At 43.8% G+C, this 14,896-nt stretch carries 13 protein-coding genes; 3 read left to right on the top strand and 10 right to left on the bottom strand.

The window, feature by feature from the left end; genetic code table 11:
* Position 1 precedes the first annotated feature (1 nt).
* Positions 2 to 355 (bottom strand): DUF7009 family protein, encoded by a 354-nt coding sequence (locus ACFQZS_RS16845; protein WP_377102116.1) that lies wholly within the window; start codon positions 353 to 355, stop codon positions 2 to 4.
* Between the two features lie 3 nt (positions 356 to 358).
* Positions 359 to 1,213, bottom strand: a complete 855-nt coding sequence (fdhD, locus tag ACFQZS_RS16840) for a formate dehydrogenase accessory sulfurtransferase FdhD (protein ID WP_377102115.1) — start codon at positions 1,211 to 1,213, stop codon at positions 359 to 361.
* Positions 1,214 to 1,606: 393 nt separating this feature from the next.
* On the opposite strand from fdhD, the gene bamE reads away from it, so the two are divergent.
* Positions 1,607 to 1,996 carry an outer membrane protein assembly factor BamE domain-containing protein gene (gene bamE / locus ACFQZS_RS16835; RefSeq protein WP_377102114.1) on the top strand — a complete coding sequence of 130 codons (390 nt, stop codon included), beginning with the start codon at positions 1,607 to 1,609 and terminating at the stop codon, positions 1,994 to 1,996.
* Positions 1,997 to 2,000: 4 nt separating this feature from the next.
* Here the strand turns inward: bamE and ACFQZS_RS16830 are convergent, their stop codons facing one another.
* On the bottom strand, positions 2,001 to 3,488 hold the full coding sequence (locus ACFQZS_RS16830) for a PAS domain-containing protein (protein ID WP_377102112.1): 1,488 nt from the start codon (positions 3,486 to 3,488) through the stop codon (positions 2,001 to 2,003).
* 184 nt (positions 3,489 to 3,672) lie between these two features.
* Between ACFQZS_RS16830 and pruA the strand changes: the two genes are divergently transcribed.
* Positions 3,673 to 5,313 carry an L-glutamate gamma-semialdehyde dehydrogenase gene (gene pruA, locus ACFQZS_RS16825; protein ID WP_377102111.1) on the top strand — a complete coding sequence of 547 codons (1,641 nt, stop codon included), beginning with the start codon at positions 3,673 to 3,675 and terminating at the stop codon, positions 5,311 to 5,313.
* Between the two features lie 79 nt (positions 5,314 to 5,392).
* Here the strand turns inward: pruA and can are convergent, their stop codons facing one another.
* Positions 5,393 to 6,061 carry a carbonate dehydratase gene (gene can, locus ACFQZS_RS16820; protein ID WP_377102110.1) on the bottom strand — a complete coding sequence of 223 codons (669 nt, stop codon included), beginning with the start codon at positions 6,059 to 6,061 and terminating at the stop codon, positions 5,393 to 5,395.
* A gap of 18 nt (positions 6,062 to 6,079) precedes the next feature.
* A complete protein-coding gene (locus ACFQZS_RS16815; RefSeq protein ID WP_377102108.1) occupies positions 6,080 to 6,814 on the bottom strand; it encodes a YoaK family protein in 735 nt (244 codons plus the stop codon).
* Positions 6,815 to 7,072: 258 nt separating this feature from the next.
* On the opposite strand from ACFQZS_RS16815, the gene dnaK reads away from it, so the two are divergent.
* Entirely contained in the window at positions 7,073 to 8,986 is a 1,914-nt protein-coding gene (gene dnaK, locus ACFQZS_RS16810) for a molecular chaperone DnaK (RefSeq protein ID WP_377102106.1), read from the top strand.
* Positions 8,987 to 9,065: 79 nt separating this feature from the next.
* Here the strand turns inward: dnaK and ACFQZS_RS16805 are convergent, their stop codons facing one another.
* From ACFQZS_RS16805 to ACFQZS_RS16785, 5 genes are all read right to left on the bottom strand, one after another.
* Positions 9,066 to 9,755, bottom strand: coding sequence for a TMEM175 family protein (locus ACFQZS_RS16805; protein ID WP_377102105.1), 690 nt, complete (start codon positions 9,753 to 9,755; stop codon positions 9,066 to 9,068).
* Positions 9,756 to 9,800: 45 nt separating this feature from the next.
* Positions 9,801 to 12,056 (bottom strand): glycoside hydrolase family 31 protein, encoded by a 2,256-nt coding sequence (locus tag ACFQZS_RS16800; protein WP_377102104.1) that lies wholly within the window; start codon positions 12,054 to 12,056, stop codon positions 9,801 to 9,803.
* Positions 12,057 to 12,168: 112 nt separating this feature from the next.
* Entirely contained in the window at positions 12,169 to 13,071 is a 903-nt protein-coding gene (locus tag ACFQZS_RS16795) for a nucleotidyltransferase family protein (RefSeq protein WP_377102103.1), read from the bottom strand.
* 47 nt (positions 13,072 to 13,118) lie between these two features.
* Complete coding sequence (locus ACFQZS_RS16790) at positions 13,119 to 14,234, bottom strand: M42 family metallopeptidase (RefSeq protein ID WP_377102102.1); 1,116 nt, start codon at positions 14,232 to 14,234, stop codon at positions 13,119 to 13,121.
* Between the two features lie 67 nt (positions 14,235 to 14,301).
* Positions 14,302 to 14,712, bottom strand: a complete 411-nt coding sequence (locus ACFQZS_RS16785; protein WP_377102101.1) for a GNAT family N-acetyltransferase — start codon at positions 14,710 to 14,712, stop codon at positions 14,302 to 14,304.
* Between the last annotated feature and the right edge of the window lie 184 nt (positions 14,713 to 14,896).

The following is a 14,896-nucleotide window of genomic DNA, read 5'->3' as shown; positions in this document are numbered from 1 at the left end:
GCTAATACTTTTTTAGTAACGGATTCGGAAAATTATCGCTCTGGTCTTCATCTACATTATCCAAACAAGTAAAATCTTTTTCAAGCAGCACCGTAACAGCTCCGCTAATGGCGCTAAATCCAACCTTGTCTGTATGCGCCAGTTCATCTATCATCAATTTTGGCATTTGAAGGACCAGGTTATCCCCGTCAAAGTCGGCATTCATGATTTCTCCATCAAAAGGGATGATCTGATATCCGAAGGCTTTTGATAAAAATTCCGTCTGCTCTTTAATGGCGCTGCCACTTCCAAGTGTGGCTATATCAGATCTTGTAAGCCTGAACCGCAACGAGTTTCCTTTTATCCTTATCTTCATGTTTTATACGATGCGTTCTGGTGATGTATAGATATTAAACCTGTTACTCTTCAAAAATCCAACCAAAGTAATATTAAATTCGGCCGCAAGCTCCACTGCAAGGCTTGATGGTGCCCCAATGGCCGCGATAATGCGGATACCCGCCATGGCGGCCTTTTGCACCAACTCAAAACTTGCCCTGCCACTTAATAAAAGCAGGTGGTTATTTAGCGGAAGCAGACCTGTAACCAGGGCATTGCCTATCAACTTATCCAAGGCGTTATGGCGGCCAACATCTTCGCGAAGCGATAACAACCCGCCGCTTAGGGAAAATAGCGCGCTTGCATGGATGCCGCCTGTTTGTGAAAAATCGTGCTGGTGCTCCATCAGCGCAGCCGGGAGTTGATATAAAATATTTTTTTCCACCTTTATATCACCCCCATTCAAAGTACCGAATTTGCTAACCGTGCGGATAGCTTCAATGGAGCCTTTACCACACACGCCACAGCTTGATGTGGTGTAGAAATTTCTGTCGGCGTTTTGCAACACCGGTAAACATGAGGCGACCAACTTTACAACAATGCTGTTTTGCTTCTGCTCTGCGCAATACCTGTCGGCATAAAAAATGTCCTCAATATCGCCTGCGTTATTAACTATTCCCTCGGTAAATAAAAACCCTGCGGCCAGATCATCATCATGCCCCGGCGTACGCATGGTAACCGATAAATTTTTAGTTGCGCGATCATTACCGGGTCCATAATCCAGTTTAATTTCCAGGGGCTCCTCAATTGAAACAACATCGGCACCTTGCAGCACCTCGCCGGCTTTAACGGTAGTTATCGTTAAATGCTTTGTAGGCGCTAAAGTTGGAGCTATCATTGGCGTACCGTTAAATGTCTTTACTCAAAGTTAAACTATTATTACTTACGTGATAACCACCCGGGAACAAAAAAGAGTGTTGCAAATACCTCTACAAAAAGCTAAAATTTTACCCTTTTTCAATTAATTGATAATTAGATATTTATATGATTCTTGAAGCTAAATTTTCTGACGAATATGTGTGTTGCAAAGTGTTGCATGTTTAAACATTCAATGGTTATAAATAATTAATTATCAACTAGTTGCAAAAAACACTGTTGCAAGTGTTGCAAAGTGTTGCCTATATTCCTGCAACACCAGCGTTATAGCAATAAGCACCAATAGCAATTTCACCACCTACAAATTAGCCCGCAAGGCTATAGGTTTAACAAAGCATTTAGTAGCTTTGCCTTAATGAGTTTGAACAGGACATTTTTTATGTTAACGCTTGTGGTACTTGCTGCTATAGGCATTACGGGCTGTAACAATCAACAAAAGTTTACCCGGGAATTGTGGCACTATGGCGATGGGCTGGATTTCCCATCCAGAAAGAACATACTGGATGACCTGTTAGCCAACCACAAAATAGTAGGCCTTAACCATTACCAGGTTGTTCAACTTTTAGGAAGCCCACAATTTAGAGATACAAGCGTCTTTAAATATTCTTACCAGATAGAAGATACCGGCACCAAGTATAACCCAAAAAAGAAGCCCATTTATACAAAAAACCTGGTGCTTTACTTCAGCAAAGATTCAATAGTAACCAAAAAAGAGGTAACTGAAAAAACCAGAGAGGTGAAATAATCAATTACCCGGCTGATTCAGTTTTATAGGAGATAAGCCTTACCTGCTCGTCCAGCTCGCGCGCTGAGGTCATTAAGTAAGCCATTAGTTTATTTTGTTCTTCTTCAGAGTTGCGCATATTACAAAGCAGGTCGGCAATACCCATTATCCTTACCAGCGGCGACCGTATGGCATGCGATTGGAGCCACGCAATATCCAGCAGTTGCCTGCTTTGCTGCTCAACGGCGGTAGCATAGAGCACTTTTTCGGTATTATCCAAACACGCCCCAATCATTTCAAGTGGCCTGCCTGTACTGTCTGTTTTTAGTTTAGCCCAAGACCGCAGGTAGCGCAGGCTACCATCAGGCCTGAACACGCGCTCATCAAACTCGGCTCCTTCCCCGGTGTCTAAAACCTGCTTAATTATTCTGTATATTCTGTCGTGATCATCAGGGTGCAGGCGTTCCAGGTAACCCGCAAATGTCGCTTTAAAATTGTGCTGATCAAGCCCATAAATAGTATACAGCGCCGGCGACCAGCTAACCACATCATTAACAATATCCCATCGCCAGTTGCCAAAATGGGCCAGTTCCTGGCTTTGCAGCATCAGCAGGTTTGCATCCCTGATTACTTCTGTTTGCTGCCGGTTCTCTAAAATTATGCGTAGCAGCGCGGTGGCCTTTTCCATTACTTTAAGCTCCTCGCGGCCGGGGCTTTTAGGCTGGTTATAATACATTCCCAGCACAGCAATTACTTTACCATCGGCGTTAATAACCGGGTTGGCCCAACATGCTGCAAGACCATGCTGTTCTGCAAGCATCGTGTATTCCTGCCAGCGGCGATCTGTGGCTATGTCGCTTACAATAACCTGTTGCTTCAATGTAGCTGCGGCACCGCATGAGCCTACATTCTCGCCGATAGCTATGCCGGAAATCGCTTCCATATACTTTACAGGCAAGGAAGGCGCCAAACCCTCGGTTAGCCGCCGATTGGCAATGCGATGTATAGAACAGCTCATTTGCGGAAATAATTCTTCCAGGCCTTTAAGATATGCCATAAGCACGTTTGTTAGAGACACAGACAGGTCTGAGTTGAGACGAAGAATATTACGCTCCAAATTTTCTACTACCTGCAAGCGTTCAGTAACACTTATGTCAAGCATTACGCCGCATAGCCTGTATCCATCCTCTTCGTTGTACGCGATGGAAACCGTATCTCTTATCCATACTACGGTTCCGTCTGCTGCTATCATGCGGTATTCAAAAACCTGCCCTGATGCTGCTTCATGGTTTAACCCCTTGTATTTTTCAATAATGCCGCGATCATCCGGATGTATCCTTGCTTCCCAAAAGCCGGGAGTCTGTAGCCACTCATCAGGACTGACGCCTAAAACCGTGCTTACCTGCTCGTCAATAAAAAAGAACCGCTGCATACCCATATCAGCATTCCAAACTATTGCTCCTATGGATTGCAGCAATGAGTAAAGTTGCGATGGGTCGTTTTCGATGATCATGTGTGGATAAAATATCGGCAATTAAAATTACTACAATACAGCCACAAATCAAACAGGAGTTTGCGGCTGTGTGTCAACTGCATAATTGGTTTGCGGGACCAAATTTTTACATCTTCCCGACCTACTCCCTTTCCATCTTCCGAAGTATTATTGTTACATTTGATCTCCATTAACTGATACTACTATGCTCAAAGGATTTTTCAATGTGCCCACACCGCACAATGAACCGGTATTGAATTATGCCGCCGGAAGTAGCGAGCGGGCTTTACTACAAGCCGCTTTAACCGAGGCGAGATCGCAGCAAATTGATATCCCGATGTATATCGGCGATAAAGAAGTACGCACTGCTACTAAACTGGACATACGCCCACCGCACGATCACCAACACGTTTTAGCCACTTTTTCTGAAGGAGACGAAGGCACTGTAAAAGATGCCATTGCCGCTGCTTTGGCCGCTAAGGCCGATTGGGAACGCCTGCCATGGGAACAACGCGCTGCCATATTTTTAAAAGCTGCCGACCTACTTGCGGGACCATACCGCATGAAGATAAACGCTGCCACCATGCTGGGGCAATCAAAAAACGCCTACCAGGCAGAGATTGATTCGGCGTGTGAGATGATAGACTTTTTGCGCTTTAATGTGCATTACATGACGGAGATCTACCAGCAGCAACCTCCAATATCGCCCAAAGGGATCTGGAACCGCGTTGAACAGCGCCCATTGGAAGGTTTTGTATTTGCGCTTACACCATTCAATTTTACAGCTATTGCCGGTAACTTACCAACATCCGCGGCTATGATGGGTAACGTGGTGGTTTGGAAACCTGCTTATACCCAGATTTACGCGGCCAATGTATTGATGCAGGTTTTCCGCGAAGCGGGAGTGCCCCCGGGTGTTATCAACTTAATTTACGTGGATGGCCCGGTTGCAGGCGATGTGATATTTAATCACCCTGATTTTGCGGGGATACATTTTACAGGCTCTACCCCGGTTTTCCAAACCATATGGCAAACTATCGGGAACAACATACATAAATATAAAAGCTACCCGCGCATTGTAGGTGAAACTGGCGGTAAAGACTTCGTATTAGCCCACCCAAGCGCCAATGCCGAAGTGGTTAGCACCGCCCTGGTTCGTGGGGCTTTTGAGTATCAGGGGCAGAAATGTTCGGCTGCTTCAAGGGCTTATGTACCTGCCTCCCTGTGGCCAAAGGTAAAAGAGTTAATGCAGCGGGATCTGGCTTCAATTAAAATGGGGCCGGTTGAGGATTTTGGCAACTTTGTTAACGCGGTTATCACCGAAGCATCATTTGACAAATTGGCTAAATACATTGATGCCGCCAAAGCCGATAGTGGTGTTGAAGTGGTTGCAGGTGGCGGCTACAATAAAACTAAAGGCTGGTTTATTGAACCTACTGTGCTTAAAGTAAACGATCCCTACTACGTAACCATGTGTACTGAACTATTCGGTCCGGTGCTTACGGTTTATGTTTACGAGGATGAACAATTTGACGAGATATTGGATGTAGTTGATAAAACATCTGTTTATGCGCTTACCGGCAGTATCATATCACAAGACAGGTATGCTATTGCGCAAGCCACTTACCATTTGCGTAACGCGGCAGGTAACTTTTACATAAACGACAAACCAACCGGGGCAGTTGTTGGGCAGCAGCCGTTCGGCGGCGCCCGCGGCTCCGGTACAAATGATAAGGCAGGCAGCATGATCAACCTGCTGCGCTGGGTATCGCCAAGAACAATTAAGGAAACTTTTGACCCGCCGAAGGATTACAGGTATCCGTTCTTAGCCCCCCCCGCCCCCTAAAGGGGGAGCTTTTGAAAAGCATAAAGCCCGATCATATTGCATGGTCGGGCTTTTGTATTTTGCGGCGAAAACTCCCCCTTTAGGGGGCAGGGGGGCTAAATCTGAACACTTCATCCATATTCTCATTATTGCGGGTGCTTACGCCCATATCTTTTATCTTACCTGTTTCAATACTGTAAACCCAGCCATGCACAGCCAGCTCCTGCCCAGCGGACCACGCATTCTGTACTATGGAAGTTTTGCAAAGATTATAAACGTTCTCTACCACGTTCAATTCAACAAGTCTGTTGGTACGTTCGTGCTCATCGGTAATTCTGTCTAATTGCTCTGCGTAAATACGGTAAACGTCTTTTATGTGGCGCAGCCAGTTATCTATAAGCCCGAATTCCTTGTTGCTCATGGCAGCCATTACGCCGCCGCAGCCATAATGGCCGGTAACTATAACATGCTTTACCTTTAGCACGTTAACAGCATAATCTAATACGCTTAGCATGTTCATATCCGTATGGATAACCATATTGGCTATGTTACGATGTACAAATATCTCGCCCGGTTGCGTATTGGTTATCTGGTTGGCGGGTACACGGCTATCCGCGCAGCCTATCCATAAAATGGGCGGCTTTTGCCCGTTGGCCAGCTTTTCAAAATACTGCGGGTCAAGCGCCAGCGATTTATCAATAAATTTTTGATTACCCTCTAAAAGGCTCTCGTAGGTAATGTGGGTAGTATCGTGAATTTGTGCGCACATAGGTTTTTTGTAAATGTGTTATCTGGCTCTTGCAAGCCTGCTTGTTAATTTCTTTAAGGCGACTGTAGATATATCGTAATATAAAATTGTTGCCAGTATTATAGGCACAACGTAAAATATACCAAACTCATACAAATTAAAGAAGTATCCGCCAATTATACCACCCAAAAAATAAAAACCCAGCACAGTAAAGCGGATGCGGATCTTATTCCGGATAAGTTCAGTGGTTTCTACCTTGGGATGCAGCCAGTCGGAAATATCGCCACCCAGATCAGTAAATAACCCGGTTAAGTGAGAAGTTTTTATTAACCCGCCGGAAATAACCGAAACCAGGCTGTTCTGCAAACCCATACAAAACAGCGTAGCGGCTATAACTATCTCGCGTTCGGTATCAGTTTCCCGGTAAAAATTGTGCCCATAAATAGCCACAAATAATAAAATGACAATCTCTATTATAATGGGTGTAGCATGTGCCCGGTAATAACTCTTGCCCTCCATTGACCGCACAATAAAACTGGACAGGAACGCACCGGCAAAGAACATTAAAAGCCAGACGGCAAAAACCAATATCTCGCCGAAATTCTGCTCAACCAAATGCTTTGACATAGTAGCCACATGCCCGGTAACGTTCGAGGTAAAGGCCAGGAACGCCACCATGCCTGCCACGTTGGTAATGCCAGACACCGTGGCCGTTGAAGAGGCCAGCAACAAATTATCGCGAAGGGAACGGTCTGTTTTTGACTTGCGTAGCATAGATGGATGGTTTGTATTTTAAAGATAGGGAAAAGCTTTCAAATCTTACTTAACCAAACCAATGTACAACCACCAACCCACTCACCTGTAACCCTGCCAACCTGTCACCGTTTTCGGTCAAAAACTGACCAAATAATACCTTTTACCATTTACCTTATACCTTTCACCTCAATAACAACTGACAAACCTAAATTGGCACAACCCTTGTTAATAACCCTGTATTAGGTAAAACAATCAAGTAAAGAAACAATAAATCATATGTCTAAAATAATCGGAATCGACTTAGGAACAACAAACTCCTGCGTAGCTGTAATGGAAGGTAATGAGCCTGTAGTTATAGCCAACAGCGAGGGCAAACGTACTACGCCGTCAGTAGTAGCTTTTATCGACAATGGCGAGCGTAAGGTAGGTGATCCTGCAAAACGTCAGGCTATTACTAATCCTACCAAAACTATTTCATCTATCAAACGCTTCATGGGTAACCAGTTTAACGAGGTTACTAAAGAGGCGGACCGCGTACCTTACAGTGTAGTAAAAGGCGACAACAACACCCCGCGTGTTGAAATTGGCGACCGTAAATATACGCCGCAGGAAATTTCTGCCATGATTTTGCAGAAAATGAAAAAAACTGCCGAAGACTTTTTAGGTACCGAAGTTACTGAAGCTGTTATTACCGTACCAGCTTACTTTAACGATGCGCAACGCCAGGCTACTAAAGAAGCCGGTGAAATTGCAGGCTTAAAAGTTCGTCGTATCATCAACGAGCCTACTGCTGCTGCTTTGGCTTATGGCCTGGATAAAGCACATAAAGACATGAAAATTGCTGTGTTTGACTGCGGTGGTGGTACGCATGACGTATCTGTACTGGAGTTAGGCGATGGCGTTTTCGAAGTAAAATCAACCGATGGTGATACTCACTTAGGTGGTGATGACTTTGACCAGGTTATAATCGACTGGATGGCTGACGAATTTAAAAGCGACGAAGGCATTGACCTGCGTAAAGACCCAATGGCTTTACAACGTTTAAAAGAATCTGCAGAGAAAGCTAAAATTGAGTTATCAAGCTCAACTCAAACAGAAATTAACCTGCCATACATTAGCGCGGGTGACGGTGTGCCAAAGCACTTAGTTAAAACTTTAACCCGTGCTAAATTTGAGCAACTGGCTGACAGCCTTATAAAACGTACTATTGAGCCTTGCAAAACCGCATTGAAAAATGCAGGTTACAGCACCAGCGATATTGACGAGGTTATTTTAGTAGGTGGTTCAACCCGTATACCGGCTATACAGGAAGCTGTTCAAAAATTCTTCGGAAAAGCACCTTCAAAAGGTGTTAACCCTGATGAGGTGGTTGCTATTGGTGCAGCTATTCAAGGTGGTGTGTTAACCGGCGAAGTGAAAGACGTGTTACTATTAGACGTTACCCCACTTTCATTAGGTATTGAGACAATGGGTGGTGTAATGACCAAACTGATCGAGTCAAACACTACTATCCCGACCAAAAAATCGGAAGTGTTCTCTACAGCTTCAGACAGTCAGCCATCTGTGGAGATCCACATTTTGCAAGGTGAGCGCCCAATGGCATCGGCTAACCGTACTATAGGCCGTTTCCACCTGGATGGTATTCCACCAGCTCCACGCGGTGTGCCTCAGGTTGAAGTAACGTTTGATATTGATGCTAACGGTATATTGCATGTATCTGCAAAAGATAAAGCAACCGGTAAAGAGCAGAAGATCCGTATTGAGGCATCTTCGGGCTTAACTGATGCTGAGATCAAAAAGATGAAGGACGAGGCTGAGGCTAATGCTGATGCTGACAAAAAGGCAAAAGAAGAAGTTGAAAAACTGAACGGTGCCGATGCCCTTATCTTCTCAACAGAAAAACAGTTAAAAGAGTATGGCGACAAAATACCTGCTGATAAAAAAGGTGCTATAGAAGAAGGCTTAACCAAGCTAAAAACTGCTTATGCATCTAAAAACTTAGCTGATATTGAAGTAGCACAAGAAGAACTTAACACTGCATGGACAGCAGCTTCTGAAGACATGTACAAAGCTTCTGCCGAAGCCGGACAACAACCGGGTGCTGACGCAGGCCAGGCCGGCGGTAACGCCGGTGGCCCACAAGGTGCAGCTGACGATGTTACAGATGTTGACTTCGAAGAAGTGAAGTAATAAAATAAGTAAACTCAATATATAGTAAAGGCCTTCGGATATTTTCCGGAGGCCTTTTTGTTTTTAGTGGATGTGAGATTTACTCTGCTGTTGCTTCGTTGGCTACTACAGGCTTAGCTTCAAATTTGCGTTTGTTATATCTGTTTAATACATACATCATTGGCCATATCAGAAAATATATTATCGGAAATGGGGCGCCAAAAATCAGAGCAATTGATAAACAGCAAAAAAAGAATGCCGGTATGGCTATGGCTCGCATTTTAAACAAATGTAAAAACCGTGCCGACGGCATATGTGTCACGATTTTATTAGCAGGGTTGAACACATAGCTAATTATACGATAATTAACAAGGGCCATAATTACAACATTGGCGTTATAAAATACATACGGAATAGTTTCCATTTGGTACTCGCTAAAGTATGCCGACGAGAATGGCATCAATACCACCGTAAACAGAAACAGCATATTCATCCAAATCAGCTTCTCGGTAAAACTGGTCACAAAACCAAATATGCGGTGGTGGCTACGCCAGTAAATGGCTATAACAAAAAAGCTCATTATAAAACCGATGAACTTTGGTATCATATGCAGCAGATCAACAATATGCTGGTGGGTATTCTTATGATGACCCTCGGGAACTTTTATCTCAATTATCAATAACGTAATAGCGATAGCAAATACAGCGTCGGTAAATAAAATAAGGCGCTCTATCTGAAAATCCCTGCGCTCGGGGTCGTGCTGGTCTAAAAGGTGATCGTGTTCTTTCATGGCAATAATGCCATTAAGATAGAAAAAAGGTGTGAACCTCAAAAATCAAAAACTGATTATAATGACATCGCTGTTATTCTCCTTATCAACAGTCGCCGCTCCTTCAAAACCATGAAATACCAATTTCATGGTTTTATATTTTGAAGGATAGGATCCCTCAACTGCAAATAAGGTTACCGCTCTATTTTCCGGCTCAAAACGGATAGTACGTTTATAATATTCGCCTTTTTCATTATTATAACTTATACCATCGTCCTCATAATACACAAACTCATTCGCATTCGCGCCATTCCATATGTGGATATAAAGCACTCCATCATTTTTATCAGAGGTACTTTGCACCAGGCTTTGCATTGGTATAATAGCACCGCCCTTTATAAACACAGGCAGATCATTCAAAGGGGCGGCTACATTAACTACCTGTCCACCTTCAAAATACTCATCAGTGCTAAACCGGTACCACTCCCCCTGCGGCAGGTAAACGTCGGCGTTTAATGCGGTACTTATTACAGGGGCCACTAAAATAGCCTCGCCAAACATACTTTGATTTTGGAAACGCTCATCATAAACATTTTCATCCCATGTATAGTCAATTGCCAATGTGCGGCTTAAGGGTATACCTGTTTGGGTAGATTGATAAAAGCCTGAATAGATGTAAGGCAGCAATTTGTAGCGCTGTTCTATATCCTTGCGAATGATACTTTCATTTTCCTCGCCCCACTCCCATGGCTCTCTCATACACATACCTTGTGCCGCATGGTTGCGAAACATGGGCGTATATACGCCCAGGGAGTTCCAACGCACCATTAGCTCGGGCGTTGGATTACCCATAAAACCGCCAATATCTACCCCGATAAATGAGAATCCACCTAAACCCAAACTATTAACCAATCGCTGGCCATATAACATATGCTCGTCGCTGGCGGAGTTATCGCCCGTCCAAATGGCAGAATAGCGCTGCGTACCGGCGTAAGCCGCACGGGTAAGTATAAATGGCCGCTTATTTTTAAGCAGCTTTTTTGTGCCAGCCTGCGTAGCACGTGCCATTTGCATACCGTAAGCATTCCTCACCTCGGGCATGTAACGTTCGCCAAATTTCACAATTGGCGGTATATTTTGCCCCCAGGCAGCGGGCTCATTCATATCATTCCAAAAGCCTTCAACGCCCGGCTCAGTAAGTGCAGTAAAGGCATTGCCCCACCACTCGCGCACCTCTTCGTTAAAAAAATCGGGGAAATGACTGCGGCCCGCCCAAACGCTGCCCGTGTACAACTCGCCATTGGGATAGGTAGCAAAATAGCCTTTGGCAACACCTTCATCATATTCTTTGTACCCTTCTTCTATTTTAATACCCGGATCAACAATCGTCACCAACTTAAAATTGATAGCTCTCAATTGATCAACCATTCCTTTCGGATCAGGAAAATTTTGTTTATTCCAGGTGAATATTTTAAAGTTATCCATGTAATCTATATCGCAATAGATGGCATCAGCCGGAATCTTACGCTCACGGAATTTCCGGGCGATGCCCAACACTTCATCAGCGCTCATGTAACTCCAGCGGCATTGCTGATACCCCAAACTCCACAATGGCGGCATTTCTATACGACCTGTAAGCCAGGTGTAGTCTTTAATAATATCAGCAATACTCTGCGCTCCAAAAAAGTAGTAATTCATGTCGCCGCCATCGGCACCAAACCAGGTAAACTGTTCATCGGTGCTGGCGCCAAAATCAAAATAACTTTTGTGGTGATTATCAAAAAATAAGCCGTAGCAAACGCCGCTATGCAAGCCAATGTAAAAGGGAATGGTCTTATATAAAGGATCGTCCTTTATGGTGTGTTCAGCGGCATCGGTGTTCCAGTTTACGTAATGCATACCCCGGCGGTTCAGGTTACCTGTCTTTTCGCCCAGGCCAATAAATTTTTCATCACTGTGCAATTGGCGGTAGTTCATTACCTTGTCGCTATGCAGCGTGGTACCAAAACGCTTGTCGTCGCTGCTTAAATGCTTGCCATCCGCGGTAAAAAAATTGAATCGTAAAGGATTTTTTTCTATAACCAGTTTTAGGCCCGGCGTATTCACTTCAATAGTATCATCCAGTTTTTGATAGGTGAAATTATCCAACGGTCTTTCAATTACAGCCAGGGACTCGGGCTGTTTGCCCTTGCGTGTAATACATACCCGAATGATGGTATCGCTATAAACCGTAACCTGCGCCTGCGCAACAGCGGTATTAATGATAAAAGCGCCGTTCCGCATTTCGGCAGATTCAACGTTTCCTAAAAGTTCAACTTGCATATTAATGCAACGCTGAGAATATTCTTTGGTTTGAAAAAGATAAATATTCAAACCAATAAAAAAGCCGGCTTGTAGTAGCCGGCTTTTTCTATTTATTATTGTTAAGCTTCATTTAGTCCCACAAATTTGCAGGGTAGGTTCCATTCTCAACCAAAGCTGAGATAGATGCCTGTACAATTTCTTTATCTTCTTTATAAGTTACGCCAAACCATTTTGATGGTGTAGGGATAACCTTAAATGCTGCTGTACCGCTCTTGATCAACTCGTCAGCTACCAGTGGAATAAAAAATTCTGCTTTAGGGTTCTCTGCATTAGCTTCAACAAATTTTTGGAACATAGGCAGGCTTTGCTCAAATACTGCCGGTGTGAATCCCCAAAAGTTCATAGATACAGGTTTAGTATTAGGGAGCGGGTGTTCGCCTGTAGCATCTTTATAGGCTACGCTTCCGTCTTCTTTAAAGTATACTTCGGTACGTTCATTAACGCCGGTCATGTTGCCCTTGTCATCAACCTCGCAAACGCCGCGAGATACTGAACCATTTTCTGATAACGTTTTATCTATCTGATAACCCATCAGTGAATATTGTGTATCAGAAGCTTCTGTAGTTAAAAATTTAACCATTTTTTCAAAGGCATCATAACCGTAATAGTCGTCGGCGTTTATAACGCAAAAAGGCTCGTGCACCTGGTTACGGGCAGCTAATACAGCATGGGCAGTACCCCAGGGTTTAGCGCGTTCAATTTCTTTATCAATACCAAATGGTTTTAGGTCAAAACTTTGAAAAACGTAATCCGTTTCTACCCTGCCGTTCAGTTTAGGTTCAAATATCGATTTAAACTTCTCAGCAAACTCCTCGCGGATAATGAAACTTACTTTCCCAAATCCGGCCTTAATGGCATCATATATAGAGTAGTCAATTATGGTTTCGCCGTTAGGGCCAAAGCCATCGGTTTGTTTCATGCTTCCATAGCGGCTGGCCATGCCTGCGGCCAAAATAAGTAGAGTAGGTTTCATAAGGATGTATTGTGTAGTGTGATTAGTTTTTGTTGATATTAAAAAGTTTACTTGATGTACCTAAAGTCTTGCCCTGATTTTATTACCAGCAACGACTCGTAAATTAGTCTTATAACATTATCTACGTCTTCTTTGTGCACCATCTCTACAGTCGTGTGCATATAGCGTAAACATAGGGATATCAAAGCTGACGGCACGCCATCATTTGAGTAAGCAAAAGCATCGGTATCTGTTCCTGTTGAGCGCGACGATGCCTGGCGCTGAAAAGGTATTTCCGCTTTCTGCGCGGTCTCTATCAGCACTTTGTTCACGTTATTCTGAACGGCAGGCGCATAAGATACTACCGGCCCCCTGCCACAAGCCAGATCGCCCTGGGTTATTTTGCTGATCATTGGGGTTTGGGTATCATGGGTTACGTCAGTAACAATTGCAACGTTAGGCTTAATGCGGTGTGCTATCATTTCAGCACCACGCAGCCCTATTTCTTCCTGAACCGCGTTTACTATATAAAGCCCAAATGGCAATTTAACCTTGTTCTCTTTAAGCAAACGGGCCACCTCGGCTATCATAAAGCCGCCTACGCGGTTATCTAACGCACGGCCAACATAGTAGCGGTCGTTCAACACCATAAACTCGTCCTCGTAGGTAATTACACAGCCAACGTGGATGCCTAATTTTTCTACTTCATCCTTTGAAGTACATCCACAGTCAAGGAATATGTTTTTAAGGGATGGCGCTTCTTCCTTCTCGCCGCCTAAGCGGGTGTGAATAGCGGGCCAGCCAAATACAGCTTTAACTACACCATTATCTGTATGGATATTTACGCGTTTTGAAGGTGCTATCTGATGATCAGAACCACCATTACGGATAACATAGATCAAACCATCATTGGTAATGTAGTTCACAAACCATGAGATCTCATCGGCGTGTGCTTCAATAACTACCTTATACTCCGCCTTAGGGTTAATTATACCAACGGCCGTACCATAGTTATCTACATAATGATCATCAATGTAGGGCTTAATATAATCCAGCCAAAGCTCCTGACCCTTCCACTCAAAACCGGTGGGCGAAGCATTGTTGATGTATTTTTCAAGAAAGGATAGTGATTTATCGTTTACAACTGCAACATGAGGTTGTTTTTCGGATTTCTTTTTAGACATATCGTATTCGCTTTTTGGCCTTTACCCGGCCGAAAGCAAATATAACAAAGGCACACATATAATGTTCTTAATTTATCAGCTTTTCCACTATCTCATAATCAACACCATTGCGGGTAAATGCATTGCCGGTTTGTTTTAAACCATACTTAACGTAAAACCCTATGGCGGATAAACGCGCATTGCACCATAAACGTTTGCAACCTTCGCTAGTGGCAAAATCAGTAATGTAGGCAAGCAGTGCCTGGCCCACACCCTGTCCCTGCGCCTGGGGTACTACAGCGAATTTACGGAACTGGCAATCATCTTCTATCAGAAATACAGAGACGACGGCGATTAATTGGTTATCTGCAAACGCGCCGAAATGGTAACCATCGTTATCCTCTTCCATTTCCATAGCGTAAAGGGGTTCAGATGGGTACAGCACATCACGTCTTAAGCGCCAGGTGAGTTCGGGGCGGATCTGTTCTATTGATAGCATGGTGTATCTTATTAGGCGTTCCTGCTGTCCCGCGTGAGTGTGAGACAAAATGAGACAACATGGGACAATATTTATTGCAACAAACTGATAATTAATATATTATAATTTTGCAGTGGGACAAAGTGAGACTACTTATTCGTCAGGATTTTTAGCTGTGAATTTGAGTTAAATATTTGATTATCAA

This window comes from Mucilaginibacter calamicampi (assembly GCF_042676765.1).
Lineage (GTDB): Bacteria > Bacteroidota > Bacteroidia > Sphingobacteriales > Sphingobacteriaceae > Mucilaginibacter > Mucilaginibacter calamicampi.
This window is presented reverse-complemented; position numbering and strand designations above follow the sequence as displayed.

Bases quoted from the DNA above. Each gene is read 5' to 3' on its own strand.
- ACFQZS_RS16845 (WP_377102116.1), bottom strand. From the start codon at position 355: ATGAAGATAAGGATAAAAGGAAACTCGTTGCGGTTCAGGCTTACAAGA.
- fdhD (WP_377102115.1), bottom strand. From the start codon at position 1,213: ATGATAGCTCCAACTTTAGCGCCTACAAAGCATTTAACGATAACTACC.
- ACFQZS_RS16800 (WP_377102104.1), bottom strand. From the start codon at position 12,056: ATGCAAGTTGAACTTTTAGGAAACGTTGAATCTGCCGAAATGCGGAAC.
- bamE (WP_377102114.1), top strand. From the start codon at position 1,607: ATGAGTTTGAACAGGACATTTTTTATGTTAACGCTTGTGGTACTTGCT.
- ACFQZS_RS16790 (WP_377102102.1), bottom strand. From the start codon at position 14,234: ATGTCTAAAAAGAAATCCGAAAAACAACCTCATGTTGCAGTTGTAAAC.
- pruA (WP_377102111.1), top strand. From the start codon at position 3,673: ATGCTCAAAGGATTTTTCAATGTGCCCACACCGCACAATGAACCGGTA.
- ACFQZS_RS16815 (WP_377102108.1), bottom strand. From the start codon at position 6,814: ATGCTACGCAAGTCAAAAACAGACCGTTCCCTTCGCGATAATTTGTTG.
- dnaK (WP_377102106.1), top strand. From the start codon at position 7,073: ATGTCTAAAATAATCGGAATCGACTTAGGAACAACAAACTCCTGCGTA.
- can (WP_377102110.1), bottom strand. From the start codon at position 6,061: ATGTGCGCACAAATTCACGATACTACCCACATTACCTACGAGAGCCTT.
- ACFQZS_RS16805 (WP_377102105.1), bottom strand. From the start codon at position 9,755: ATGAAAGAACACGATCACCTTTTAGACCAGCACGACCCCGAGCGCAGG.
- ACFQZS_RS16830 (WP_377102112.1), bottom strand. From the start codon at position 3,488: ATGATCATCGAAAACGACCCATCGCAACTTTACTCATTGCTGCAATCC.
- ACFQZS_RS16795 (WP_377102103.1), bottom strand. From the start codon at position 13,071: ATGAAACCTACTCTACTTATTTTGGCCGCAGGCATGGCCAGCCGCTAT.
- ACFQZS_RS16785 (WP_377102101.1), bottom strand. From the start codon at position 14,712: ATGCTATCAATAGAACAGATCCGCCCCGAACTCACCTGGCGCTTAAGA.